Origin of the sequence: Verrucosispora sioxanthis, from assembly GCF_010560025.1 — a bacterium.
GTDB classification, from domain to species: domain Bacteria; phylum Actinomycetota; class Actinomycetes; order Mycobacteriales; family Micromonosporaceae; genus Micromonospora; species Micromonospora palythoicola.
Window position 1 is genome coordinate 474,641 of sequence record NZ_SAIY01000004.1, and the last position, 25,448, is coordinate 500,088.

The 25,448-nt window shown below is 71.5% G+C and carries 20 protein-coding genes and 1 pseudogene; 11 read left to right on the forward strand and 10 right to left on the reverse strand.

The features are described 5' to 3' along the window. Positions 1 to 9 precede the first annotated feature (9 nt). Positions 10 to 732, forward strand: coding sequence for a SanA/YdcF family protein (locus ENC19_RS14940; RefSeq protein ID WP_164447774.1), 723 nt, complete (start codon positions 10 to 12; stop codon positions 730 to 732). A gap of 22 nt (positions 733 to 754) precedes the next feature. On the opposite strand, the gene ENC19_RS29540 is transcribed toward ENC19_RS14940, so the two are convergent. The 5 genes from ENC19_RS29540 to ENC19_RS14965 form a co-directional block, all read right to left on the reverse strand. Then, the gene (locus ENC19_RS29540; protein WP_235944788.1) at positions 755 to 1,627 is read right to left on the reverse strand and encodes an LPXTG cell wall anchor domain-containing protein; all 873 of its coding nucleotides are present in this window, start codon (positions 1,625 to 1,627) and stop codon (positions 755 to 757) included. A gap of 160 nt (positions 1,628 to 1,787) precedes the next feature. Next, positions 1,788 to 2,156, reverse strand: a complete 369-nt coding sequence (locus ENC19_RS14950) for a hypothetical protein (protein WP_164447775.1) — start codon at positions 2,154 to 2,156, stop codon at positions 1,788 to 1,790. A gap of 41 nt (positions 2,157 to 2,197) precedes the next feature. Next, entirely contained in the window at positions 2,198 to 3,283 is a 1,086-nt protein-coding gene (gene ychF, locus ENC19_RS14955) for a redox-regulated ATPase YchF (protein ID WP_164447776.1), read from the reverse strand. A 76-nt stretch (positions 3,284 to 3,359) separates the two neighbouring features. Beyond that, a complete protein-coding gene (locus ENC19_RS14960) occupies positions 3,360 to 4,361 on the reverse strand; it encodes a carbohydrate-binding protein (protein ID WP_164447777.1) in 1,002 nt (333 codons plus the stop codon). A 302-nt stretch (positions 4,362 to 4,663) separates the two neighbouring features. After that, the gene (locus ENC19_RS14965) at positions 4,664 to 5,149 is read right to left on the reverse strand and encodes a hypothetical protein (RefSeq protein WP_164447778.1); all 486 of its coding nucleotides are present in this window, start codon (positions 5,147 to 5,149) and stop codon (positions 4,664 to 4,666) included. Positions 5,150 to 5,298: 149 nt separating this feature from the next. Between ENC19_RS14965 and ENC19_RS14970 the strand changes: the two are divergent. From ENC19_RS14970 to valS, 5 genes and pseudogenes are all read left to right on the forward strand, one after another. Then, positions 5,299 to 6,779, forward strand: a pseudogene (locus ENC19_RS14970) (DNA-3-methyladenine glycosylase 2 family protein). Positions 6,780 to 6,869: 90 nt separating this feature from the next. Beyond that, positions 6,870 to 7,394, forward strand: coding sequence for a methylated-DNA--[protein]-cysteine S-methyltransferase (locus tag ENC19_RS14975; RefSeq protein ID WP_164447779.1), 525 nt, complete (start codon positions 6,870 to 6,872; stop codon positions 7,392 to 7,394). A gap of 415 nt (positions 7,395 to 7,809) precedes the next feature. Further along, entirely contained in the window at positions 7,810 to 9,660 is a 1,851-nt protein-coding gene (locus ENC19_RS14980) for an ABC transporter ATP-binding protein (RefSeq protein WP_164447780.1), read from the forward strand. Next, entirely contained in the window at positions 9,657 to 11,534 is a 1,878-nt protein-coding gene (locus ENC19_RS14985) for an ABC transporter ATP-binding protein (RefSeq protein WP_164447781.1), read from the forward strand. The genes ENC19_RS14980 and ENC19_RS14985 overlap by 4 nt, the downstream gene beginning before the upstream one ends. Before the next feature lie 58 nt (positions 11,535 to 11,592). Next, a complete protein-coding gene (gene valS, locus ENC19_RS14990; RefSeq protein ID WP_164447782.1) occupies positions 11,593 to 14,157 on the forward strand; it encodes a valine--tRNA ligase in 2,565 nt (854 codons plus the stop codon). Between the two features lie 97 nt (positions 14,158 to 14,254). Here valS and ENC19_RS14995 read toward each other — a convergent pair whose 3' ends face one another. Genes ENC19_RS14995 through ENC19_RS15010 form a run of 4 tightly spaced genes read right to left on the reverse strand, consistent with a single transcriptional unit; the run spans position 14,255 to position 17,700 of the window. Continuing rightward, on the reverse strand, positions 14,255 to 14,965 hold the full coding sequence (locus tag ENC19_RS14995; RefSeq protein WP_164447783.1) for an ABC transporter permease: 711 nt from the start codon (positions 14,963 to 14,965) through the stop codon (positions 14,255 to 14,257). Beyond that, positions 14,965 to 15,909: an ABC transporter ATP-binding protein gene (locus ENC19_RS15000; RefSeq protein ID WP_373688941.1), complete on the reverse strand. Its 945-nt coding sequence runs from the start codon at positions 15,907 to 15,909 to the stop codon at positions 14,965 to 14,967. Before ENC19_RS15000 ends, ENC19_RS14995 begins: the two co-directional genes overlap by 1 nt. A 2-nt stretch (positions 15,910 to 15,911) precedes the next feature. Further along, on the reverse strand, positions 15,912 to 16,793 hold the full coding sequence (locus ENC19_RS15005) for an ABC transporter permease (protein WP_164447785.1): 882 nt from the start codon (positions 16,791 to 16,793) through the stop codon (positions 15,912 to 15,914). Then, a complete protein-coding gene (locus ENC19_RS15010; RefSeq protein ID WP_164447786.1) occupies positions 16,786 to 17,700 on the reverse strand; it encodes an ABC transporter ATP-binding protein in 915 nt (304 codons plus the stop codon). The genes ENC19_RS15005 and ENC19_RS15010 overlap by 8 nt, the downstream gene beginning before the upstream one ends. A gap of 202 nt (positions 17,701 to 17,902) precedes the next feature. On the opposite strand from ENC19_RS15010, the gene ENC19_RS15015 reads away from it, so the two are divergent. The 5 genes from ENC19_RS15015 (at position 17,903) to galT (ending at position 23,720) form a co-directional block, all read left to right on the forward strand. Continuing rightward, complete coding sequence (locus ENC19_RS15015) at positions 17,903 to 19,447, forward strand: glycosyltransferase family 2 protein (protein WP_164447787.1); 1,545 nt, start codon at positions 17,903 to 17,905, stop codon at positions 19,445 to 19,447. Between the two features lie 46 nt (positions 19,448 to 19,493). Next, positions 19,494 to 20,051, forward strand: coding sequence for a DM13 domain-containing protein (locus ENC19_RS15020; protein WP_164447788.1), 558 nt, complete (start codon positions 19,494 to 19,496; stop codon positions 20,049 to 20,051). 183 nt (positions 20,052 to 20,234) lie between these two features. Further along, complete coding sequence (cysC, locus tag ENC19_RS15025) at positions 20,235 to 21,764, forward strand: adenylyl-sulfate kinase (protein ID WP_164447789.1); 1,530 nt, start codon at positions 20,235 to 20,237, stop codon at positions 21,762 to 21,764. A gap of 94 nt (positions 21,765 to 21,858) precedes the next feature. Next, positions 21,859 to 22,647, forward strand: a complete 789-nt coding sequence (locus ENC19_RS15030) for a DeoR/GlpR family DNA-binding transcription regulator (protein ID WP_164447790.1) — start codon at positions 21,859 to 21,861, stop codon at positions 22,645 to 22,647. Further along, positions 22,644 to 23,720, forward strand: a complete 1,077-nt coding sequence (gene galT / locus ENC19_RS15035; protein ID WP_164447791.1) for a galactose-1-phosphate uridylyltransferase — start codon at positions 22,644 to 22,646, stop codon at positions 23,718 to 23,720. The genes ENC19_RS15030 and galT overlap by 4 nt, the downstream gene beginning before the upstream one ends. A gap of 334 nt (positions 23,721 to 24,054) precedes the next feature. Here galT and ENC19_RS15040 read toward each other — a convergent pair whose 3' ends face one another. Beyond that, positions 24,055 to 25,272, reverse strand: a complete 1,218-nt coding sequence (locus ENC19_RS15040; RefSeq protein WP_164447792.1) for an NADP-dependent isocitrate dehydrogenase — start codon at positions 25,270 to 25,272, stop codon at positions 24,055 to 24,057. Positions 25,273 to 25,448: the final 176 nt, after the last annotated feature.

Genomic DNA, 25,448 nt, shown 5'->3' on the forward strand with positions numbered 1-25,448 from the left:
CTGGCCTGCATGCCGATCCGTGCGTCACTGACGGCCAGACTTCGACAGATCCGGGACCGAGGCCGTGGGCGTTGGCTACGCCGGGCGGCGCTCGCCGGAGCGTTCGGTGTGGTGCTGCTGACGGCCGGCGTGTGGGCGAGCGCGAGTTGGATCCGCTCCGGCGCACAGGGGCGCACCTATCCGGTCGCGACGGTGCCCGAGGCACCGGTCGCCCTGGTGCTGGGTACCCGGGTCCAGCCCGACGGCACGCCGGCACCGTTCCTCGCCGCCCGGCTGGAGATTGCTCGCGAGCTGTACGTCACCGGCAAGGTGCGGGCGATCCTGGTCTCCGGCGACAACATGCGCCACGACTACAACGAGCCTGAGGCGATGCAGCGCTGGCTGGTCGAGCAGGGTGTGCCGGCCGACAAGGTGGTGCTCGATCACGCCGGCTTCGACACGTACGACTCGTGCGCCCGGGCGAAGCGGATCTTCGGGGTGGAGCGGGCGACGGTGGTGACCCAGCAGTTCCATCTGGCCCGCGCCGTCACGGTCTGCCGGCACCTCGGCATCGACGCCAACGGCGTCGGCGACGAGACCGCCCGGGAGCTGAGCCACCGCACCTGGCGGATCAGCTCCGCCCGGGAGTACGGTGCCGGTCTCAAGGCCGCGCTGGACGTGCTCTCCCGCCGCGACCCGGTGCATCTCGGCGAGCGGGAGACCGGCGTCGACGACGCCCTGCGCGCCGGCTGACACCGCCACCACGGCGGCGGGCCTACGCCACGAAGCGGGTACGGCGGCGACGGGCGATCAGGTAGGCGGCACCGCCGAGGAGCAACAGCAGTCCACCCACCGCGGCCACCGTCCCGGTCCGGGTGCCGGTAACCGGCAACCCGCCACCCTGACCGTCATCGTCGCCGGGTGCGCCCGGGCTGGCCGGAGGGGCGTCCGTCGGCGTAGCGGTGGGCGTGGCCGTCGGGGTCGCGGTGGGCGTAGCGGTCGGGGTCGGCGTCGGGGTGGTCTTCAGTACGACGCCGACGAAGCCGAGCGGGTTCGGCGGCTCCAGACCGACCAGCGGTGCCGACGGGGCGGCCAGCGTCAGCGGGCCACCGGTGCCCCGGACCGCACTTGTGCCCTGCCCGGCCCAGTCGTCGGCCAGCTTCTGGATGCCGCCGAGCCGATCGACGTACTCCTTGCTGCGCCAGAAGTGGATGATCGACGAGATGTTCTCCGGGCGGGCGTCCGGCTTGGTGGAGATGCCGGCGCCCAGCGCCGCCAGGCTCGCGCCCGGGGCAAGCTCGACGTCGAACTCGCACCAGGCCGACTCCTGGTTGCTGTCGACGCCGTACCAGCAGTTCTCGTACGTCTTCGTGAAGTCCAGGTCGTTGAGGATCCGGACATGCACGACCAGACCGTCGACCGGTGCGTCCCCCTTGTTGGTGACGCCGATCAGGGCGGGCACGTCCTCACCCTGACCAACCAGGTAGCCCCGGCGGCCGTCGGTCGGCGGCTGCTGCTCGGTGCCGGCCGCGAGTTTCGCCGAGTCGGGCGCCGGCTGGGCCGGAGCGGCAGCGGCGGGCGCGGCGGCGAGGCCAGCCGCGAGGAGTGCGGCGCTGACAGCGCACAGGGCAGAACGAGGCGTGGTCAAGGGAACCCCCGTGAATCTCCGTCGATGACCGCGTCACGCTACACGAGCCGGGTCACGCCGCGCAGACCGTCAGCGGTCCATCTCGGAAGGACCGGTCGACGGACGCGGTCATGGACCGGCCTAAATGTTGACGCGAAACTCGGTGCGGTGGGCCGCGGCGCTATCGACCCGCTGCGGAACCCACCAGACAGACGGCGGCAGCGAGCAGCACGAAGACCGGAGTGGCGGCGAGCAGCCCGACCCATCGGGCTGGGCGCTGCGGTCGTCGCGCACTGATCAGCCCGAGCATCACCAGGCTGACCACGAGCGCCAGCAGCAGCGCCGGAGCCCCGACGAAGAGTCCCGCCATGAGCACACCAGCACGCGGCGACGCGCAGAAGGTGTCCTGGCAGTCCGGGTCAGGCACGTCGGACTGGTTGTACGCGAGCAGGAAGAAGGCACCCACCGCCACCGCGTACCACACGATCAGGTGCAGCAGGGCGAGGCCGGGGTTGGTCTTCCAGGGCTCCTCCGGCGTGAACATCGGCACCTGCCGAGTGTCCCGCCTCGCTGCGGCGCCCGCTGCCCGCCTCAGACGTTGAAGCGGAACTCGACCACGTCGCCGTCCTGCATCACGTACTCCTTGCCCTCGATGCGGACCTTGCCCGCCGCCTTCGCCGCAGCCATCGAACCGGCCTCGACCAGGTCGGTGTAGGAGACCACCTCGGCCTTGATGAAGCCGCGCTGGAAGTCGGAGTGGATCACCCCGGCGGCCTCCGGGGCGGTCGCGCCGATCGGCACGGTCCAGGCCCGCGCCTCCTTGGGGCCGGCGGTGAGGTACGTCTGGAGGCCGAGGGTGCGGAATCCCACCCGGACCAGTTGGTCCAGCCCGGGCTCGGACTGCCCGATCGACTCCAGCAGCTCCCGGGCCTCCTCCTCGGGCAGGTCCACCAACTCGGACTCGATCTTGGCATCCATGAAGACCGCCTCGGCCGGTGCCACCAGCGCCCGGAGTTCGTCGAGGAACTGGGGGTTGTTCAGCTCGGCCTCGTCGACGTTGAAGACGTAGAGGAACGGCTTGGTGGTGAGCAGGTGCAGCTCGCGCAGGTGCTCCAGCTCGATGTTGGCTGCCGCCGCACCGGCGTAGAGGGTGGTGCCGTTGTCCAACACCTCGACCGCGGCCTTCGCGGCGGCCACCGCGGCGGCCCGGTCCTTGCGGAGTTTGGCCTCCTTCTCCAGCCTGGGCAGCGCCTTCTCCAGCGTCTGGAGGTCGGCGAGGATCAGCTCGGTGTTGATCGTCTCGATGTCGTCGGCCGGCGAGACCTTGCCGTCGACGTGCACCACGTTCGGGTCGGAGAAGGCCCGCACCACCTGGCAGATCGCGGCGGCGTCACGGATGTTGGCCAGGAAGGCGTTGCCCCGCCCCTGACCCTTCGAGGCGCCGCGCACCAGGCCGGCGATGTCGACGAACGACACCGGGGCGGGGATCACCTTCTGCGAGCTGAAGATCTCGGCGAGCTTGTGCAGCCGCTCGTCCGGCAGCCCGACCACGCCGACGTTGGGCTCGATGGTCGCGAACGGGTAGTTCGCGGCGAGCACGTCGTTCTTGGTCAACGCGTTGAACAGGGTGCTCTTGCCGACGTTGGGCAGGCCGACGATGCCGATGGTGAGACTCACGACGAGCCAGCTTACGCGCTCCGCCGTAGAACCTGGGCAGGCAGCCCCGGCGCGGCCGACGCAGGGCGCGCGATGGTCAGGAGCCGGTCCTGACCAGCCGGAGTTGGTCGATCACCGTGATGGCCAGCCTCCCGTCGCCGGCGGAAAGGGGAAGGTGCCGCAACGTCAGTCGGTGGGCGCCGGCGGTGAGCCGGACCGTGCCGTGCGACGTCCAGCCGGTCAGCCGGTACCGGGCTGCCGACTCGGCGAACTCGCCAACCGGCCGATCATCGACGAGGTACATCGTTCTCCCCGCGTTCGGCCCGAGCAGGCGAACGTCGAACAGCTCGTAGTCGCCGCCCTCGGCAACGGTGACCGTGACGGTGAATGAATCGTACGGTCGGGCGAAGAAACCCAGTGCGTACCCTTCGGTATAGCCGTAGTGGCAGCAGTCGTTGGTGACCCACAGCTCGCAGGCCCGCCCGTCACATGCCGGGCGGGCCGGCGCCCCGCCGACCGTCACCGTCGTCGCGGGCTCATCGACCAACGCCTCCATATTGAGAGTCACCACGACGCTGGTGGACGGGCTGACCGACGGGGTTGCCGGCGAGGTAGCCGGCGGGCTGACCGGCTGCGCGGCCGCGGGCACGCGGCCCGGGCGAAACAGGGACACTCCGACGGCCAGCAACGCAACCGCGAGAACCGCCGCTCCGACCGTGGCGAGAAGCCACCGCCGTCGGCGCGGCCGCTCGGCCGGCCGGCGCACCTCGACAACCACCCGGCCACTGAACCGGGAACTCTCCTCCGGGGGCGAATCGGCCGAGGAGACCGACGCACGCACCTCGTACCTGCCGGCCGGCACCTCGGCCGGCACGTTCACCGTCACCAGGTACGAGACGGTGCTGTTGGCAGGGACGGCGCGCTGTGGTCGGTCGACGGTGAACCACGACGGTGACACACCGTCGTCGGGGGCGAGGCGCAGCACCGCAGTGTCCGGTGTCACACCGGGATTGGACACCGTGAAGACGATCTCGCCGTGCCCGGCCTGATCGAGGGTGAGGTGTGCGCCGACCGCGTCGACCGTCCAGGCTGTGGTCATGAATCGACTCCGAAGAAGTCCGACAATCGTGGGTGCCTGAACTGTAGAAGAAAGAGCCACCGAAGTGGCGGCCAGAGTCACATGGACGACCGCCAATTCGACTCCGAGGGCTCAACCTCGACATTTATGCAACTGACCGGGAATGGACAACCAGCCTGTCGGATCAACTACCTGTTTCGTACCGCCGGGACCGCTGGACATCGAAACAAGCGACCGGCGGGAGTTCAGATGAAGATTGTGACGGAAACCGCGACACACGAGATCGCCCGCGCTGCCGTTCCCGTCGGGAGCCGGTGGCGGCGTCAGTCCCGCTCGGCTGGTGCAGGCTGGCGCGGTGGCCCGCCACCCGCCCAGGGCGACACCCGTGGCGCGAGTTCACCCGCTGCGGCGAGTGGCAGCGAGAACCGGTCGGCGGCCACCGGGCTGGCCGCGTACGACTCACGCAGCATCCAGTGGACCTCGTCGGCCGTCCAGCCCAGCGTCGGCCGGGCCGCGATCTCCCGGAGCAGCCGCCGTGCGGCACGGGTGTCGTCGTCGTAGAAGCGCATGCACCAGTGGTGCACCCACATCCCGAGAGCGCGCACCCCGTCCGGTTCGAGCGAGCCCACCAGCCGGCCGCAGGCGGTGTCGCCGAAGGCGCGACCGGGGTCGTCGGCGCGGTCCCGCTCGATGGCACCGACCGCGGCCGGAGCCACGGCGCGCATCCGCCGATAGAAGCCCTCGACGACTGTCGGGTCGGGTGCTGGGTGCTCGTGTCCCGACGCCGCCCGACCCGCCACGCTCACCATTGCCGCACCCTTCTGGAGTTGGTGGCCGCACGCTACCCACCACAACCGACAGTTCTCCTCCCCCTGCCCGTCCCGCCCAGCCGAGTGACGGAGGGTGTGGTCCGAATTCCGCGAGCCGGGTGGGTGGTGGCAGGCGCATCATCGGTGACGTGGAACTGGACTTCGAGCGGTGCTACCGGGCTGTCGACAGCCGTGACCAGCGGTTCGACGGCTGGTTCTACACCGGCGTGACCTCGACCGGGATCTACTGCCGGCCGTCCTGTCCGGCGATGACCCCCAAGCGGCGTAACGTGCGATTCTTCCCGTCGTCGGCAGCGGCCCAGCGGGCCGGGCTGCGCGCGTGCCGTCGCTGCCGCCCGGACGCCTCCCCCGGCTCACCCCAGTGGGACGTACGGGCCGACGTGGTGGGTCGGGCGATGCGACTGATCGCCGACGGCGTGGTCGACCGCGACGGCGTACCCGGGCTGGCCGCCCGGCTCGGCTACACCGAACGGCACCTGCACCGGATGCTGCGGGCGGAACTCGGCGCGGGACCGTTGGCGCTGGCCAGGGCACAGCGCGCGCAGACCGCCCGCACCCTGATCGAGACGACCGGGCTGGGGCTGGCCGAGATCGCGTTCGCGGCCGGCTTTGGCAGCGTCCGGCAGTTCAACGACACCGTACGCGCGGTCTATGGCGCACCGCCGTCGCAGTTGCGCACCGGAAACGGCGCGCCGGTCGGCGGCGCGGGCACCGTCACCCTGCGGCTGGCGTACCGGCCGCCGCTGCACGCCGCCGCGCTGCTGGACTTCCTCGCCCGGCGCACGCTGCCCGGGGTCGACGAGGTGGTCGACGGGGCGTACCGGCGGGGTTGCGGTTGCCGCACGGCCCCGGCGAGGCCACCCTGACTCCGGCGACCGACCACGTGGCGGCGACGCTGCGCCTGGCCGATCTGCGCGACCTGGCCCCCGCCGTGGCCCGGTGCCGGCGCCTGTTCGATTTGGACGCGGATCCGGTTGCCGTTGACCAGACGCTTGCCGCCGACCCCGCGCTGGCCGCGCCGGTGGCGGCCGAGCCCGGGGTACGCGTTCCCCGCGCGGTGGACGGCTTCGAGATGGCCGTTCGCGCCATCGCGACCCAGCAGGTCTCCCTGGCCTCCGCCCGCACCACCCTCATCCACCTGCTCGATCACACCGGCACCGTTGATCAAGGAGTTTCGGTCCCGGAGAGCGTCTCCGGACGACGCGAAGTTCTTGGTCGACCGGACGGGTCACTACGTGGGTTCGCCACCGCGGCGGAGGTGCTGGGGGTGCCGGATTCGGGGTTCCGGATGCCGGGTGGGCGGCGCGAGACGATCCGGGCGGTGGCGCGGGCGGTCGCGGCCGGTGAGCTTGACCTGGAGCCGGGTGGCGACCGGGAGGAGACGGTGCGGCGGCTGACCGCGATACCGGGCGTCGGCGCGTGGACCGCCGGCTACCTGGCCATGCGCGCGCTCGGCGACCCCGACACGTTTCTCCCCACCGACCTCGCGGTACGTCGCGGCGCCGCCGCCCTCGGCCTCACCGACAACCCCAAGACCCTCGACGAGTACGCCGGCCGCTGGCGTCCCTGGCGGTCGTACGCCGTCATCCGCCTCTGGCGATCGGCGTGAGCCCGGCCGCCGACCCCACCCGAACCCAACCGCCCGGCCAGGCCTCGGTCCCCCGGGCGGGCCAGCATCGATCCAGACCTGGAGCGCCGTATGAGCAGGACGAACACCACGAGCAGCATGATCGACAGCACGGTCGTCGACACCCCCGCCGGGCCGTTCACCGTACTCGTCGGCCCCGACGGCGCGGTGCGGGCGTCGGGTTTCACCGCGGACCCGGCGAACCTGCTGCCGCTCGTACACCCGAGTCTGCGCGGTGAGCCGCGACATCGGCCGGACCTCGGCCCGGTCAGCGCGGCCGTCGCCGACTACCTCGACGGCGACCTGGCCGCGATCGACGACGTTCCGGTGGAACAGCACACCGGCGGGGCGTTCATGGCACATGCCTGGCAGGTGTTGCGCGACGTCAAACCGGGCGCGCCGGTCACCTACACCGGGTACGCCGCCCTGGCCGGCCGGCCCATCGCGGTACGCGCCGCCGCCGCGGCCTGCGCCCGCAACGCCGCCGCGCTTTTCGTCCCCTGTCACCGGGTGCTGCGCACCGACGGCACGCTCGGCGGCTACCGCTGGGGGCTGCCGGTGAAACGCTGGCTCCTCGACCACGAGCGACCCGGCTAGTAGCGCACAATCGGTAACCATCACAGGGTGCGACGACAACCGCCGGTCGCCCGCCGATCAAAGGTGTCCCACCCGCGCGCTTTGCTCTGCTTCACTCCACGCAACAGACCACTGAGCAGCGGTGATGCGGCAACGGCACTTCGATCACGAAGCTGCTACCCGGTGCGGAGGGTAACCGTTGCGTGGGTTCAAGCAGAGCAAAGGGTGCGGGGGGTAGTAGGGCGGCGGACCGTGCCGTACACGCAGCGTCAAGAACCAGCCGGGGAAAGGGCGGCGCCAGCGGGAGCAGGACCACAAGCAGCGGAGCAACGGCGAGCAGGGGGCAGTACGGCGAACGGCGGGACGGGGAGGGCGGCGAGGCAGCTGACAGCAAGCCGACAGCGGCGTTGCTGCCAGATGCGGCTACCGTCGGGTAGTGGCTGCGGGGAGCGGCGGCGTCCCGGCCGACCGGGGCGAGATCCGTCGACATCCCCTGCGCAACCTCTGGCGGCTGCGCCGCTACCTGCGTCCGCACGCGGGCGAGTTCGCTTGGCTGCTGCTGGCCGGGCTGGCCGCCACGGCCGCCGGCATCGCCGTACCTCTGGTCGCGCAGAAGGTGGTCGACGGGCCGGTGGCCCGGCGTGACCTGACCGGGCTGTTCCTGCTCGCCGGGCTGGCCCTGCTGCTCGGCCTGGCGGAAGCCCTGCTGATCTTCATCCGTCGATGGGTGCAGTCGTCGTCCTCGGTGGCGATGGAGGCGGCCATCCGCACCGACGTCTACGCCCACCTGCAACGGCTGTCGGCCAGTTTCCATGACCGGTGGCCGTCCGGCCAGTTGCTCTCCCGGATCACCAGCGACCTGTCGGTGCTGCGCCGGTTCCTCTCCTTCGGCCTGTTCTTCCTCGTCCTCAACGTGGTCACCTACCTGGTCGTGGTGGTGCTGCTGATCCGGTTGCACCCCGCGCTGGGCCTGCTGGTGGCCGCCAGCGCGGTGCCGCTGTTCCTGATCGCCCGCCGCTTCGGCCGGCACTATCACGTCGCCTCCCGCCGGATGCAGGACCAGCAGGGCGACGTGGCCACGCTTGTCGAGGAGACCGCGCAAGGCCTGCGCACGATGAAGGCGTACGGGCGGGGGCCGCAGCTGATCGACCGGTTCGCCGCCGCCACCGAGGCGCTGCACGACACCGGGGTCGGCAAGGGCCGGCTGCTCGCCCGCACCTCCGCGCTGCTCGACCTGGTGCCGAACCTGACCCTGGGCACGGTCCTGGTGGCCGGCGCCGCGGCGGTCGCCGGCGGACGGCTCACCATCGGTCAGCTCGTCGCCTTCGTCAGCCTCCAGCTCATGCTGATCTGGCCGGTGCAGTCGCTGGGCTGGATCATCGCCAACGGGCAGGAGGCGGCCACCGCCGCCGACCGGATCCAGGAGGTGCTCGACACCCGGCCAGCCATCGTCGACCCCCCGATCGCCGTCGCCCTGGCCCGCTCGACGGTCCGCGGTCGGCTCCGCTTCGAGGCGGTGACCTTCCGCTATCCGGGCAGCGCCGCCCCGGTGCTGCGCGGTCTCGATCTCACCGTCGAACCCGGCGAGACGATGGCCGTGGTCGGTGCCACCGGCAGCGGCAAGAGCACCCTGTTGTCCCTGGTACCCCGGCTGCACGAGGTGAGCGCCGGCCGCATCACCCTCGACGGGCACGACCTGCGCGAACTGCGGCTGGACTCGCTGCGCGGTCTGGTCGGGGTCGCCTTCGAGGAGCCGACGCTGTTCTCCATGTCGGTGTGGGAGAACCTCACCCTGGGCCGGCCCGACGCCGACGAGGACGAGGTCCGGGCCGCCCTGGCACTGGCCCAGGCCGAGTTCGCCCACGACCTGCCGTGGGGGTTGCGTACCCGGCTCGGAGAGCAGGGCCTGTCGCTCTCCGGCGGCCAGCGGCAACGACTCGCCCTGGCCCGCGCGGTGCTGATCCGACCGGCTGTGCTCGTCCTCGACGATCCGCTCTCCGCGCTCGACGTGCACACCGAGGCGCTGGTGGAGTCGGCGCTCAGGCGGGTGCTGCGCGACACCACCGCGCTGCTGGTGGTGCACCGCCCCTCCACCATCGCCCTGGCCGACCGGGTCGCACTGCTGGAGCACGGCCGGATCACCGCCGTCGGCACCCACGCCGAACTGCTCGACACCGTGCCCACCTACCGCGGGCTGCTCTGCGCCGAGCCGGCCGCGACGCCGATCGCCGGGACACCCACATCGGCCGATCCGACACCCGGCAGCTCTCCCCTGGTGCTCTCGTGACCGCCGCGTCAGCCGTACCGGATCCACCGCCCGAGGCGGACCCGGCCCACTGGCGAGGGGTGGCACCGGATCCGCACGCCGACCGCAGCCTCGCCGAGGACACCGACCCGGCGGCGGTGGCACGGCTGCGGACCCGCAGCCGCGCGCTGCTGGCGGACGTGCTGCGCCCGCACCGGGCCCGGCTGGGCACGGCGGTCGCGCTGCTGTTGACCCAGAACGCGGCGGCCATGTCCGGGCCGTACCTGGTCATGCTCGGCATCGACCGGGCGATCGAGCCGCTGCGGGCCGGCCAGCCCGGCCCGCTGATCACCGTGGCCGTCTCGTTCGCCGCCGCCGCCGGCATCGAGTACGCGGCCCGGCGCGGCTTCCTCTCCATCTCCGCCCGCATCGGCCAGGCCGTCCTGCTCGACCTGCGCCGCCGGGTGTACGCGCACTTCCTGCACCTACCGGTGGCGTTCCACGAGCGGTACACGTCCGGGCGGATGATCTCGCGCCTGACCAGTGACATCGACTCGATAGCCGAGTTGGTGGACGGGGGTGTGGAGAGCCTGGTGATGGCCGCTCTGACGATCGTCTCGGTGGCCGGCATCCTGCTCTGGCTGGACCTGCCACTGGCGTCGGTGACCCTGCTCGCCTTCCCGCTGCTGTTCTGGCTGTCCCGCTGGTTCGCTCGGGCCTCGGCCTCGGCGTACCGACGTACCCGGGAGGCGATGGCGCTCGTCATCGTCCACTTCGTGGAGTCGATGCGGGGTATCCGGACGGTGCAGGCGTACCGCCGCCAGGCCCGCAACCAGCACATCTTCGACTCGGTCAGCGACGACTACCGGCGGTCCAGCCGGCACGCGTTCCACCTGATCGCGACCTACTCACCGGGCATCAAGCTGATCGGCAACGTCACCGTCGCGGTGGTGCTCTGCTATGGCGGTGCCCGGGTGGTGGGCGGCGAGACCGGGGTCGGTGTGCTCGCCGCCTTCCTGCTCTACCTGCGTCGGTTCTTCGAGCCGATGCAGGAGTTGAGCCAGTTCTACAACTCACTCCAGTCGGCGACGGCGGCGCTGGAGAAGCTCGCCGGGGTGCTCGACGAGCGGCCCTCGGTCGCCGAACCGACCCGACCCGTGCCGCTGCCCGACGGCCCCACCCGCGGCGCGGTCCGCTTCCACGCGGTGTCGTTCGGGTACCGCCCGGACTCGCCGATCCTCACCGAGCTGGACCTCACCGTTCCCGCCGGGCAGACCGTGGCCCTGATCGGGCCGACCGGCGCCGGCAAGTCCACCGTCGCCAAGCTGCTCGCCCGGTTCCACGACCCGGACACCGGCACGGTGACGCTCGGCGGTGTGGATCTGCGGGAGGTGGCCGACGCGGACCTGCGTCGGGCGATGGTGCTGGTCACCCAGGAGACCCACCTGTACGGCGGCACCATCGCGGACAACATCCGGTTCGGTCGCCCGGACGCCGACGACGACGCCGTCGAGGCCGCCGCCCGGGCGATCGGCGCGCACGACTTCATCTCGGCGCTGCCCGACGGGTACGCCACCCAGGTGCACCGGCGCGGTGGCCGGCTCTCCGCCGGACAGCGGCAGTTGGTCGCCTTCGCCCGGGCGTTCCTGGCCGACCCGGCGGTGCTGATCCTCGACGAGGCCACCTCGTCGCTCGACGTGCCGACCGAACGTCTGGTGCAGCACGCGCTCGGCAGCATCCTGCGGGACCGGACCGCGCTGGTGATCGCGCACCGGCTCTCCACGGTGGAGACCGCCGACCGGGTGCTGGTCCTCGACCAGGGCCGGATCGTCGAGGACGGGCCGCCGGCCGAGCTGATCGCGGGTGGGGGCCGGTACGCCGACCTGCACCGTCAGTGGCGTGACTCGCTGCTCTGACCCGTTCGTGATCAGGTAATGGCGTGCCCGGCACGGTCCCGGTGCCTACGATCGGCGAATGACTGATACGGCGAGGACGGCCCGCACCGGCGTCCCCGAGCGTCCGACCCTGGACGGGCTCGAGGAGACCTGGTCGCGCCGCTGGCAGGAGGAGGGCACGTACGCGTTCGACCGCAGCAGGCAGCGGTCGGACGTATACGCGATCGACACCCCGCCGCCGACCGTATCGGGCGAGTTGCACATGGGGCACGTCTTCTCGTACACGCACACCGACCTGGTCGCCCGGTTCCAGCGGATGCGCGGCCGGACGGTCTTCTACCCGATCGGCTGGGACGACAACGGGCTGCCCACCGAACGTCGGGTGCAGAACGTGTACGGGGTGCGCTGTGACCCGTCGCTGCCGTACGACCCGGACTGGGCACCGCCGGGCGACCCTGTCGACGACGCCGCGCGGAAGAACCCGAACCCCATCTCCCGGCGTAACTTCATCGAGCTGTGCGAGCGGCTGACCGTCGCCGACGAGCAGGTCTTCGAGGCGCTGTGGCGGCGGCTCGGCCTGTCGGTGGACTGGTCGCTGATGTACACCACCATCGGCCCGGTGGCCCGGGCCACCTCCCAGCGGGCGTTCCTGCGCAACCTGGCCCGGGGCGAGGCGTACCAGGCCGAGGCACCGACACTGTGGGACGTCGGTTTCGCCACCGCCGTCGCACAGGCCGAACTGGAGGACCGGGAACGCCCCGGCGCGTACCACCGGTTGCGCTTCCACGGCCCCGGCGGGCGGGCGGTGCTGATCGCCACCACCCGGCCGGAGCTGCTGCCGGCCTGCGTCGCGCTGGTCTGCCACCCCGACGACGAGCGGTACGCGGACCTGGTCGGCGCGACTGTGCGTACCCCCGTTTTCGGGGTGGAGGTGCCGGTGCGCGCGCACCCGCTGGCGGACCCGGCCAAGGGCACCGGCATCGCGATGGTCTGCACCTTCGGTGACCTGACCGACGTGACCTGGTGGCGGGACCTGGACCTGGACACCCGGGTGGTGATCGGCCGGGACGGCCGGCTGTCGCCGGAGCCACCGGCGGGGGTGCCCGCGCGGCCGTACGCGGCGCTGGCCGGGCAGACCGTGAACGGTGCCCGGCGAATCGTGGTGGAGCAGCTCACCGAGGCGGACGATCTGGTCGGCGAGCCGCGTCCGATCAGTCATCCGGTGAAGTTCTACGAGCGGGGCGACCGCCCCTTGGAGATCGTCTCGACCCGGCAGTGGTACCTGCGCAACGGTGGCCGCGACACCGACCTGCGGGAGGAACTGCTGGCCCGCGGCCGGGAGCTGCGTTGGGTGCCGGAGCACATGCGGCACCGCTACGAGCACTGGGTGGGCGGTCTGACCGGGGACTGGCTGGTCAGCCGGCAACGCTACTTCGGGGTGCCGGTGCCGGTGTGGTACCGGCTCGACGACGCTGGCGAACCGGACTGGACCCAGCCTCTCACGCCGGCGGAGTCCGCGCTGCCGATCGACCCGTCCGAGGACACCCCGCCCGGGTACGACGAGTCGCAGCGCGCAGTGCCGGGCGGTTTCGTCGGCGACCCGGACGTGCTGGACACCTGGGCCACCTCGTCGCTGACCCCGCAGATCGTCGGCGGCTGGGAACGGGATCCGGACCTGTACCGGCGGGTCTTCCCGATGGACCTGCGCCCGCAGGGGCACGACATCATCCGCACCTGGCTGTTCGCCACGGTGGTCCGGTCGCACCTGGAGCACGGCGAGCTGCCCTGGCGGACGGCGGAGCTGTCCGGCTGGATCCTCGACCCGGACCGCAAGAAGATGTCGAAGTCCAAGGGGAACGTGGTCACCCCGATGGCGCTGCTGGAACAGCACGGCTCGGACGCGGTGCGGTACTGGTCGGCCAGCGGCAAGCCCGGCACCGACCTGGCCTACGACCCGGCCCAGATCCGGATCGGCCGGCGGTTGGCCACCAAGCTGCTCAACGCGTCGAAGTTCGCGCTCGGCCTGGGCGCCGCCGACGCGCTGCGCGCCCCGGCGACCGAACCACTCGACCGGGCCATGCTCGCCGAACTGTCCGAGGTGGTGGCCACTACGACGACGGCGTTCGAGGGGTACGACCACACGGCCGCGCTCCAGGCCACCGAGTCGTTCTTCTGGCGGTTCTGCGACGACTACATCGAGTTGGTGAAGGAACGCGCCTACGGCAGCGGGGCCGGGGCCGACTCGGCCCGCGCGGCGCTGGCCACCGCGCTGTCGGTGCAGTTGCGGCTGTTCGCGCCGGTGCTGCCGTACGCGACCGAGGAGGTCTGGTCGTGGTGGCGGTACGGCTCGGTGCACCGCGCGCCATGGCCGACCACGTACGAGGTGGGCCGGACGATCCAGGGTGACGGTGATCCACACCTGCTCCGGCTCGCCGCCGATGCGCTGGGGCAGGTCCGCCGGGCCAAGTCCGAGCGGAAGCTGTCGATGAGGGCGGAGGTGCCGCTGGCCGAGGCGCTCGGCCCGGCGGCCCTGCTCGACCAGCTCACGCTGGTCATCGACGACCTGCGCGCCGCCGGCCGCATCAACAAGCTCGACCTGCTCCCCGACCGCACCCCCGAACTGGTCATCGCCTGCGCCTTCTGAGGCAGCCGCGCAACATCGGGAGACGTGCTGCCTCGACAGCCGGGGAGGCAGCACTTCCCCCGAAAGTGCTGCCTCCCGACACCCGCCTGAACGTAGGTCAGCTGGTTTCGCCGGCTACCGAGAAGGAGCGGAGGCGGTCGATGGAGAGGAAGGTGGCGGCGAGGATGATGAGTGCGGTCATCACCGCCGCCACCGGCACGGAGACCGTGGTGGCGAGCAGGTCGGTCGGAGCGAGCCGGTCGGCCAAAGCGATCACGTAGTGCTGGATCGACAGCACCCGGGTGCCGGTGACCACGTTGCTGAGCAGCCCCTCCCAGATCAGCACGTAGACCAGACCGAGCAGCACCGGTCGCCGGGTGAGCAGGCTGGCCGCCACGAACAACGCCGTGTAGGCCAGCGCACCGACCGACGCGGCGACGGCGAGCGCCGCGCCGAGGCGTACCGAATCGGCCAGCAGGCCCGCCGCGAACAGCGGGACCGCGACGGTGACCGCGGTGACCCCGGCCGCGACGGCCAGCTTCGGCAGCACGATCTGCGAGCGCGGCAGTGGCGTGGTGAGCACGTGCACCACCGTGCCGTCGTCGATCTCGGCGCCGAGCACGCCGGTGCCGACGATCAGGGAGACAACCGGCAGCACCACGGCCAACCCGAGGCCGACCAGCACCGGCGGACCCCAGTCCGTGGGTTCGACCCCGAGCCCCCGGGAGAGCACGGCCAGCCCCACCAGGAGTACCGGAAGCGGCAGCAGCAGCAGGAACCGACGACGCCCGAACAGGCCGCGCACGGTGATCCAGGAGACAGTGGACATCAGGCCTCCACCAGGTAGGAGAAGACGCTCTCCAGGGACTCGTCCTCGGGTATCAGTTGCTGGACCCGGATGCCCCGGGCCAGCGCGACCTTCGGCAGCATCCGGGTGAAGGCGCCGTAGTCACCGGCGCGTACGGTCAGGCCGTCGCGCCCCAACTCGACCCCGCTCACCGACGTCTCGGCCATCAACGCGACGGCCAGCGCCCGGTCGTCGGTGGAACGGATGGCGAAGACGTGCGGCCGGTTGGTCATCAGCCGCCGGATGGTCCGAAAGTCGCCGGAGGCGGCCAGCCGGCCGGCGACCATCACCTGGACCGTGCCGGAGACCTGCTCGACCTCCTCCAGGATGTGTGAGCTGAACAGGATCGTCCGACCCGCGTCGCCGAGGGAGTGCAGCAACTCCATCATGTGCAACCGCTGGCGCGGGTCCATGCCGTTGAACGGCTCGTCCAGCAGCAGCACCTGCGGGTCGTGCACCAGCGCCGCCGCCACCCGGGTGCGCTGCCGCATGCCCTTGGAGTAGGTGCCGATGCGGCGGTCCTGGGCGTCGGCCATCTCCACCAGGTCGATGGCGCGGCGGGCCGCGGCCTGCGGATCCGGCAGCTTGTGCAGCTTCGCGGTGGCCAGCACGAACTCGTACGCGGTGAGGAAGCTGTGCACCGCCTCCCGCTCGCTCACCAGACCGAGTCGCCGGTAGACCTCAGGGTTGCGCCAGGTGGGCCGGCCGTCCAGGGTCACCGCGCCCCGGGACGGGGTGAGGAAGCCGGCCATCATGTGCAGCAGGGTGGTCTTGCCTGCCCCGTTGGGGCCGAGCAGCCCGGTCACCCCCGGCCCGAGGCTCATGCTCACGTTGTTCACCGCCACCACGTTGCCGTACCAGCGGGAGACGCCGGCCAGGTCGAGGGTGCTGGTGGTGGTGGCCGCCGGTGCGGCGGTGTTCGTCATGGTCATCGTGCGGCCACCTTCTTGTAGCGGGCCAGCAGCAGGGCGACGCAGCCCGCCACGAGCGCGACGGCGGCCAGCGCGTACACCGGGCCGAACGGCCCGAGGTCGAGGTCGGCGGTGTTGGCCTCGGTGACCAGCAGGTCGCGCATCGTCCAGAGGCCGACGCCCTGCACCAGGGTGGGCGGCGAGGCGATGCCGGCGAGCTGGTTCGCCGTCTGCGAGGGCAGGACCGTCAGGATGCCGACGATCGGCGTGGTCATCAGGAACACGGCCACGATCCCGCCAGCGGCGAAGGCCCGCTTGCCGGTCAGCGAGGCGATCAGCAGACCGACCGAGGAGAAGACCACCGCCCACAGTCCGGCGTACAGCAGCCCGGGCAGCAGGTCCAGCAGCTCGTCCCAGACCGCGCCCATGCCGTCGGCGGTGAAGGCACCGCCGAGGAACATCAGCAGTTGCGGCGCGCCGAGCAGCAGGAAGAGTGCGGTGGCGAGCGCGAGCAGCTTGGCCAGCGGGTAGTCGGCGTGCGGCAGGGGCCGGGAGAAGTACAGCGGCAGCACCCCGCTGCGCATGTCCCGGGAGACCAGTTCGGGCGCGGCCACCGCGACGAAGAAGATGACCAGCCAGCTCATCGCGTCGGCGAACTGGGCGTACGTCATGATCACTTCGCCGATCTGGCTGCGGATCGCGGTCACCGCGGCGGCGACCAGCAGCACGATGCCGACCACCAGCCAGGGAAAGATCTTCGCCTTGGCGCTGCGACCCAGCCCGAAGGCGGTCCGCACCCCGTGCAGGTACAGCGCCCCGAAGACGTGTCGGCGGCCGAGCCGGGGACCGGTGTAGCGCTGGTAGCCGATGTCGTGGATGACGCCGGTCGGCTCAGGCATGGCTGTGCTCCCTCCGGGCGAAGAGTTCGGCCACCCGGTGCCGCCGCTGGTCCAGCCGGTGCAACGGCAGGTCCAGCTCGGCCACCGCACCGAGGATCAGGTCGTAGGTGCCCTGGTCGGCCAGCGGCACCAGCAGCAGCCTGCCTTCCCGGCCGACCGGCAGGTCGAGCGCCGCCAGCCGGGTTGCCAGCGCCTCGGTGCCCTCGCTGACCTCGACCGCGAGCACGTCGGTGGCCGAGGTCATGGCGGCGATGTGGTCGGCCCGCAGCAGCCGCCCGCCCTCGATGGCGACCAGGGTGTCGCAGATCCGCTCGACCTCGCCGAGCAGGTGCGAGCAGACGAGTACGGAGATGCCGAACTCGGTGCCGATCCGCTGTACCAGCGCGAGCATCGCGTCCCGTCCGGCCGGGTCGAGGCCGTTGGTGGGCTCGTCGAGCAGCAGCAGGTCGGGATCGTGCACCAGCGCCTGAGCGAGCTTGACCCGCTGCTTCATACCGGTGGAGTAGCCGCCCACCGGCCGGTGGCGTTCCTCGTGCAGACCCACGTGGCGTAGCGCCTCGGAGGCCCGTTCCCGGGCGACGGTGCGTGGCAGGCCGCTGATCCGCCCCAGGTGGGTGACCAGTTCGGCGGCGGAGAGATCGGGCGGCAGGCAGTCGTGCTCGGGCATGTAGCCGACCCGGGCCCGCACCGCCGCCGTATCGGCGGTCGGGTCCAGGCCCAGTACCTGGATCCGGCCGCGGGTGGGAGTGAGCAGGCCGAGCAGCAGCTTGATCAGGGTCGACTTGCCGGCGCCGTTGGCGCCGACCAGACCGACGATCCCTGGTTCCACCGCGACCGTCAGATCGGACAGTGCGGTGACCCCGCCGCCGTAGACCTTCGTCAACGACTCGGTTGCGATCAGTGTCACGTCGTCAGCCTAGAGGTGTCGGACAATGCGCCGCGCTCCGGAAGCAACCCCCGTTTCCCCTGATACCGGTACGCCGACTCCCCCTAGGGAGGCAGCCGCCGGGGCGTGCCCGGTGGCAGCCGGTGCCCCACGAGTGGAGGTTGCTGAGACAGACTGTCCGTCATGTGGAGGCCGTGAAGACAACGCACTCATCGGGAGAGCAATGACCGACGGTTTACTCAAGGTGACAGTGGTGGTACCCACGTACAACCCGGGCACCTCAATCGACAAGCTCATCGACTCGCTGCTGCGCCAGTCGCTGCCCGCCACCGAGTTCGAGGCGATCTTTGTGGCCGATGGTTCCACCGACTCCACGCCCGCCCGGCTGGACGAGTTGGCCGCCGCCCACCCGCACCTTCGCGTGCTGCATGTCGAACACTCCGGCTGGCCGTCCCGCCCGCGCAACCTGGGGGTGGCCGAGGCTCGCGGGGAGTACGTCCAGTTCGTCGACGACGACGACTGGCTCGCCGACGAGGCCCTGGAGCGGCTGTACGGGTACGCCAGAGAGAACGACGCGGACATCGCGATCGGCCGGATGGCCGGGCATGGCCGGTCGGTGCCCCGGTCGCTGTTCCGGGTCAACCGTCCCGACGCCAAGCTGGACAAGTCCCCGCTGATGGAGAGCCTCACCTGCCACAAGATGTTCCGCCGGGCGTTCCTGCTCGAACACGACCTACGATTCCCGGAGGAGGGCCGCAAACGGCTGGAGGACCATCATCTGGTCACCCGGGCGTATCTGCTCTCCCGCCGCACCTGCGTCCTGTCGGACTACACGTGCTACCACCACGCGCGGCGTTCCGACGGTGCCAACCTGACCGCCAACCGGTTGGAGCCCGCCGGCTACTTCGGCAGCCTCCGCGAGGTGCTCGACATCGTCGACGCGCATACCGAACCGGGGCCGCTGCGAGACAAGATGCACCGGCGCTGGCTGCGCAGCGCCATGATTCGCCGGCTACGCGGCGCGCGTCTGCGCGATGCGCCCCGGGACTGGGCCGAGCAGGTCGTCGTGCAGGTGCAGAAGACCATCCGAGAGCACTTCGCGCCGGGGGTCGCCGGTGCGCTACCGGCGCTTGAGCGCACCATCGCGAGTCTTGCCGAGCAGGGCCTGGTGGAGGAGCTGTTCCGGCTGGCCGAGTGGGAGGCCGGGATTCGCGCCCAGGTCCGGATGACCGCGCACGAGTCGACCGACAACACGTTGACGGTCACGCTCACCGGAAAACTCCGGACCCGCACCGGACCTGTCTCCTACACCGACATCGGCGGTCGGGATCGACTCGTCCTGCCGGTCAGCGGCATCGCGGACGAGTTGCTGGACTGCACCGACGAGTTGAACCGGGCAAAGCTCGAAGTCATCGCCCGGCGGCTCGACGGCGACGAGTTCTTCCTCCCGGTGAGCTTCGAGGTCGATCGGGTGACCGCCGCGTCCGGCGAGTCGCACCTGCGGTGGCGCGGACAGGCGACCGCGGACTTCCGTTCGCTCGACGACGGTCGGTCCCACGGCGAGTGGACCCTGAAGGCGCGGCTCACCGCCGCCGGGCTGACCCGGGACGCGAAGCTACCGCTGGCGGTGTCCTGTGCCGCCGACGGCACGCTGACCGTGGTCGAGAGGCGGCGGCCGCCGTCGGCCAGGGCCGGGCGGTGGCAACGGCTGAAGCGGGCCGTGCGCCGACGACTCCGCCGCGCCCGGCAGTCGGTTCGCAGTTCGTAAGGTTTGCGCGGCTGACACGGCGCGGTCACCCGCGACAAACTGGGACATGCTCAGTCGCCGCCTGTTCCGCACCCCGTTGACGTGGATCGCGATCACCGTCGTGGCCGCCGGCTCGGCCTTCGGTCTGTACTGGTTCCAGCCCTGGAAGCTGCTGACCGACGCCGAGGTGTCCGAGCGACTGACGACGGTCGCCACCCCGGCGAACTCCGCCGCGCCGACCGGTTCCGCCGCGCCCGCCTCCCCCGACGCCACGGCGGCGACGCTGGTCAGCTCCGGTGATTTCGTCAGTCACGAACACGACACCTCCGGCAGCGCGCGCATCGTGCGCACCGCCGACGGGCGGCACCGGCTGGAGTTGGTCGGTCTGAACACCTCCAACGGCCCGGACCTGCGGGTCTGGCTGACCGACCAGCCGGTGATCGAGGGTCGGGACGGGTGGCACGTGTTCGACGACGGCCGCTGGGTCGAGTTGGGGCGGCTCAAGGGCAATCGTGGCGACCAGGGTTACGCGATCCCGGACGACGTCAAGCTGACCGACCTGACAAGCGTCTCCATCTGGTGCAAGCGGTTCGCCGTCTCGTTCGGAGCGGCCACCCTGGGTTGAGGTCGAGCGCGCGGAGCGGCCGGCGACGGGCACTGCCAGCCCGGTTGCCGGCCGCTGTGAGCAGTCGACTCGCGGGACGACGGGCACCCGTCGGCACCGGTGGCCCGGCGGACGTGGTGGCGCTCTCGACCGATCGGCGGCCGGCTGCGAAACTGTGTGCCGGTCGCCGGAGTTGGGGGTCTGATGAGCAACGGGTGGGTGCTGCCCGACGAGGTGCTGCGGGAGGCACCGACGTACACGCCGCGTCCCGGTGAGCTCGCGGATCTCGAGCTGCTGCTGATCGGTGCGTACGCGCCGCTGACCGGCTTCATGACCCGGGCCGACCTGGTCTCGGTCAGCCGCCGGGGCCGGCTGGTCGACGACACCCCGTGGCCGGTCGCCGTCACCCTTCAGGTGCCCGCGACGCTGGCGCAGCAACTCGACCTCACCGATCCGGCCCGTCGGGCCCTGGTACTCACCGACAGCGAGGGCGCACCGATGGCGGCCCTGGAGGTGGCCGACGTCTGGTCGATCCGCGACGCGGTGGCCGGGGTCGGCGGCACCGTGCGCCGGCTGGGCGACGGCGCTCACGGCCCGTTCCAGCGGTTGCGGCGTACGCCCGAGGAGATCCGCGCGATGCTGCCGCCGGGTCGGGTGCTCGGGGTGGTCGCCGACCGCCCGCTGCACCGGCCGCAACTGGCCCAGATCGCGCACGCGGTACGCACCCTGAGCGCCCACCTGTTGATCATGATTCCGGTGGGCGAGGACGGCACCGGCGGACTGCCGCCGGAGGCGCTGGTCCGCAGCGTGTTCGCCGCCCGGGACCGGATGCCTCCGGCGACCCTGGTCGCCGTGCCGTTCTCCCGGCGACGCGACGAGATCAGTGACGCCCTGCTGCTGGCCCGGGTCTCCGCCGCGTACGGCGTCACCCACCTGCTCTCCACCGGCGAGATGCTCTCCGGGGCCGGGCTGCGGGTGCTGGTGCCCCGTGAGCTGGCCTACGACAACCGGGACGGCCAGTGGCGCTGGCGCGATGACATCCCGCCGCGCAACCGGCGACTGGCGCTCAGCCAGGCGGAGATCGAGGACCTGCTGGACCGGGGTTTCCCGCTGCCCGAGTGGCACACCCCTCCGGCGGTGGCCAAGGAGTTGAGTCGGGCCCGACCGCCCCGGCGGCACCGTGGCCTGGTGGTGTTCCTGACCGGGCTCTCCGGTTCCGGCAAGTCGACTGTCGCCCGGGGGCTCGCCGACGCGCTGCGCGAGGAGGGCGAGCGTACGGTCACGCTGCTCGACGGCGACGTGGTGCGTCGCGAGCTGACCGCCGGGCTGGGCTTCAGCAGGGCCGACCGGGACACGAACGTGCGACGGATCGGGTGGGTCGCCGCCGAGATCGCCCGGCACCACGGGATCGGCATCTGCTGCCCGATCGCCCCGTACGCCCAGGCCCGGGCGATCGCCCGGGAGATGGCGATGGCGGCGGGGGCCGGGTTCGTGCTGGTGCACGTCGCCACGCCACTGGAGGTCTGCGAGAAGCGCGACCGCAAGGGCCTGTACGCCCGGGCCAGGGCGGGACTGCTCACCGGGATGACCGGCATCGACGACCCGTACGAGGAGCCGACCGACGCGGATCTGGTGCTGGACACCACCGATCTGACCGTCGACGAGGCGGTGCAGCGGGTCCTGCACCACCTGACCGAGACCGGTTGGGTGGAGCCGCGGCTGCCCGCCCTCTGACGCCCGGGACAGCGCCCTTCCAGTGATCGACTCCGGACGCTAGTGTTTGTTTCTGTTCGGATGTGTTCGCTCATGTGACTGCGGGGAGGGGTCGATGCTTGCGCGGCAACGCCATGCGGCGATCCTCGACCGGGTCCGGGTGACCGGCGGTGTGCGCGTCGGCGAACTGGCCGCCGAGTTCGGCGTCTCCGAGATGACCGTCCGCCGCGACCTGGACCTGCTGCACGAACGTGGGCTGCTCGCCAAGGTGCACGGTGGCGCCACCGTCGCCGGCGCCACCGACGAGCCGGGCTTCCAGGCCAAGTCGGTACGCCAGCAGGCCGAGAAGACGGCCATCGCGGCGCGGGCCGCCCAGCTGGTCCGCCCCGGAGCAGCGATCGCGCTCTCCGCCGGCACCACCACCGCCGAGCTGGCGCGGCATCTGGTCGACGTGCCGGCGCTGACCGTGGTGACCAACTCGCTGCCGGTGGCCGACATCCTGCACGAGCGGGGCCGCGCCGACCAGACGGTGGTGCTGACCGGTGGGGTACGCACTCCCTCCGACGCCCTGGTCGGGCCACTTGCCGTCGGCGCCGTCCGCACCCTGCACCTCGACCTGCTCTTCCTCGGCGTGCACGGGATAACCGAGCGGACCGGTTTCACCACCCCGAACCTGACCGAGGCCGAGACGAACCGGGCGCTCGTCGCGGCGGCGGACCGGTTGGTGGTGCTCGCCGACCACACCAAGTGGCAGACGGTGGGCATCTCCGCCATCGCCGACCTGGGCACCGCGGATGTGCTGGTCACCGACGACCGGTTGACGCCGCAGGCCCGACGAGTGCTCAGCGACCGGGTCGGCGAGCTGATCGTCGTGCCGGTCCCCGACGGCGGGACTCCACGATGAAGCGTACGGCGATCAGCCTGGCCGACGGCCGCGAACTGATCTACTTCGACGAGCGCGACGACGCCGTCCGGGACCAGCCGGACCGGCGCCCGTTGCCGCCTCCCCCACCCGCCTCCCAACTGCGTTACGACCCGCTCACCGACGAGTGGGTGGCGCTGGCGGTACACCGGCAGACCCGGACCTTCCTCCCCCCGGCCGACCAGTGCCCGCTCTGCCCCTCGACGGCGGACCGGCTCAGCGAGATCCCGGCCCCGGAGTACGCGGTCGCGGTCTTCGGGAACCGGTTCCCGGCGCTGAGCGAGCGGGTGGTGGCGGAGCCGGCGGCGATCACCCCGTTCACCGCGGCCCGACCGGGGCAGGGGCGCTGCGAGGTGGTCTGCTTCACCGACGACCACGACGCCTCCTTCGCCGCGCTGCCGCCGAGCCGGGTGCGTACCGTGCTGGACGCGCTGGCCGACCGGACCACGGTGCTCGGCAAGCTCCCCGGCGTCGAGCAGGTCTTCTGCTTCGAGAACCGGGGCGTGGAGATCGGGGTGACGCTGCACCACCCGCACGGGCAGATCTACGCGTACCCGTTCATCACCCCCCGGACGCGGTCGTTGCTGGACGCGGCCCGCCGGCACGCCGAGCGCACCGGTGGCGGCAATCTCTACGCCGACGTGCTGGCCGCCGAACGCGCCACCGGCGAGCGGGTGGTGGCGGCGAACCAGCACTGGACGGCGTACGTCCCGGCAGCCGCCCGGTGGCCGTTCGAGGTGCACCTCGCGCCGCACCGGACGGTGCCCGACCTGCCGGCGCTCACCGACGCGGAACGCGACGCGTTCGGGCCGCTCTACCTGGACCTGCTGCGTCGCTTCGACGGGCTGTTCGACACGCCCATGCCCTACATCGCCGCCTGGCACCAGGCACCGGTACGCGTCGAGCGTGAGCTGGGGCATCTGCACCTGCAGCTGTTCAGCGTCCGGCGGGCCGCCGACAAGCTGAAGTACCTCGCCGGCTCCGAGTCGGCCATGGGCGTCTTCATCAACGACATCGCCCCGGAACGGGCCGCCGAGCTGCTGCGCGCGGTGTGACGGTCGTCGCAGGAGACCGTGCCCGCCCGTGCCAGGTGTCCTGCGCCGGCAGGGCTGGAGGCAGCAGGGCGCGGGGGGCCCGGGACAGGGCCCCCCGCAGGGAAGGGACGGCTGGCTGTACTCGACAGCCGGGAAGGCTGGCTGCTGGGCACGCGCGTCGCGCGGTGGCGACTGTCAACCTTCCTGGACGGGACTGGCATCTCGTCCACTCAGGTCAACGAGGCGCGCCGGACGAAGTGACGCCGACTGGCGCGTCGGTCGCGACACGCCGCCGTCATGAGCCGCCGAGCCCGCCGGCGCTCGGGCCGGCGGGCTCGGCGTACCGCGGTGAGCCTCAGGCGGCCAGGCGGCGCGCCAGGTTCTCGTCGAGCGTGTTCATGAACTCGTCGGTGGTCTGCCACGGCGCGTCGCGCGAGATCAGCAGCGCGAGGTCCTTGGTCATCTGGCCGCCCTCGACGGTGTCGACGATGACCTGCTCCAGGGTGTTGGCGAACTCGGTGACCGCCGGGGTGTCGTCCAGCTTGCCCCGGTGGGCCAGGCCCCGGGTCCAGGCGTAGATCGACGCGATCGGGTTGGTCGAGGTCTTCTCGCCCTTCTGCCACTGCCGGTAGTGCCGGGTGACGGTGCCGTGGGCGGCCTCGGCCTCGACGGTGCGACCGTCGGGCGAGAGCAGGACGGAGGTCATCAGGCCGAGCGAGCCGAAGCCCTGCGCGACGGTGTCGGACTGCACGTCACCGTCGTAGTTCTTGCAGGCCCAGACGTAGCCGCCCTCCCACTTGAGCGCGGCCGCGACCATGTCGTCGATCAGCCGGTGCTCGTAGGTGAGCCCGGCGGCGTCGAACTCGGCCTTGAACTCGTTCTCGAACACCTCGGCGAAGATGTCCTTGAACCGGCCGTCGTACGCCTTGAGGATGGTGTTCTTGGTGGACATGTAGACCGGGTAGTTGCGGTCCAGGCCGTAGCGGAACGAGGCGCGGGCGAAGTCCCGGATCGAGTCGTCGTAGTTGTACATGCCCATCGCGATGCCGCCACCGGGGAAGTTGGCGACCTCCATCTCGACCGGCTCCGAGCCGTCGGCGGGGGTGTAGGTGATGGTCACCGTGCCCGGACCGGGGACGACGAAGTCGGTGGCCTTGTACTGGTCGCCGTGGGCGTGCCGGCCGATGATGATCGGCTTGGTCCAGCCGGGCACGAGCCGCGGCACGTTGGACATGATGATCGGCTCGCGGAAGACCACCCCGCCGAGGATGTTGCGGATGGTGCCGTTCGGCGACCGCCACATCTTCTTCAGCCCGAATTCCTCCACCCGGGCCTCGTCCGGGGTGATGGTGGCGCACTTGACGCCGACGCCGTGCTCGGCGATGGCGTTGGCGGCGTCGACGGTCACCTGGTCGTCGGTGGCGTCGCGGTGCTGGATCGAGAGGTCGTAGTAGTGCAGGTCGACGTCGAGGTAGGGCAGGATCAGCTGCTCCCGGATCTGCTTCCAGATGATCCGGGTCATCTCGTCGCCGTCGAGCTCCACGACCGGGTTGTTTACCTTGATCTTCGCCATCGGCCGGCGCTCCTCTCGGGTGACATGCTCAAGCAGTACGAGCGTACTGGATCGGCTCGGACGAGGAACGCTGCGCCCGCCGGTCGGTCCGCGCCGGCTGTGCCGGCGCCACGGGCGGGCACCGGGCCCGGTGGGGCAGTACCCCCGCCGGGCCCGGTGCACACCAGCACCCGGAC

Bases quoted from the DNA above. Each gene is read 5' to 3' on its own strand.
- ENC19_RS14940 (WP_164447774.1), top strand. From the start codon at position 10: ATGCCGATCCGTGCGTCACTGACGGCCAGACTTCGACAGATCCGGGAC.
- ENC19_RS14960 (WP_164447777.1), bottom strand. From the start codon at position 4,361: ATGACCACAGCCTGGACGGTCGACGCGGTCGGCGCACACCTCACCCTC.
- ENC19_RS14965 (WP_164447778.1), bottom strand. From the start codon at position 5,149: ATGGTGAGCGTGGCGGGTCGGGCGGCGTCGGGACACGAGCACCCAGCA.
- ENC19_RS14975 (WP_164447779.1), top strand. From the start codon at position 6,870: ATGAGCAGGACGAACACCACGAGCAGCATGATCGACAGCACGGTCGTC.
- valS (WP_164447782.1), top strand. From the start codon at position 11,593: ATGACTGATACGGCGAGGACGGCCCGCACCGGCGTCCCCGAGCGTCCG.
- ENC19_RS14995 (WP_164447783.1), bottom strand. From the start codon at position 14,965: ATGTCCACTGTCTCCTGGATCACCGTGCGCGGCCTGTTCGGGCGTCGT.
- ENC19_RS15000 (WP_373688941.1), bottom strand. From the start codon at position 15,909: ATGACGAACACCGCCGCACCGGCGGCCACCACCACCAGCACCCTCGAC.
- ENC19_RS15005 (WP_164447785.1), bottom strand. From the start codon at position 16,793: ATGCCTGAGCCGACCGGCGTCATCCACGACATCGGCTACCAGCGCTAC.
- ENC19_RS15015 (WP_164447787.1), top strand. From the start codon at position 17,903: ATGACCGACGGTTTACTCAAGGTGACAGTGGTGGTACCCACGTACAAC.
- ENC19_RS15020 (WP_164447788.1), top strand. From the start codon at position 19,494: ATGCTCAGTCGCCGCCTGTTCCGCACCCCGTTGACGTGGATCGCGATC.
- cysC (WP_164447789.1), top strand. From the start codon at position 20,235: ATGAGCAACGGGTGGGTGCTGCCCGACGAGGTGCTGCGGGAGGCACCG.
- ENC19_RS15030 (WP_164447790.1), top strand. From the start codon at position 21,859: ATGCTTGCGCGGCAACGCCATGCGGCGATCCTCGACCGGGTCCGGGTG.
- galT (WP_164447791.1), top strand. From the start codon at position 22,644: ATGAAGCGTACGGCGATCAGCCTGGCCGACGGCCGCGAACTGATCTAC.
- ENC19_RS15040 (WP_164447792.1), bottom strand. From the start codon at position 25,272: ATGGCGAAGATCAAGGTAAACAACCCGGTCGTGGAGCTCGACGGCGAC.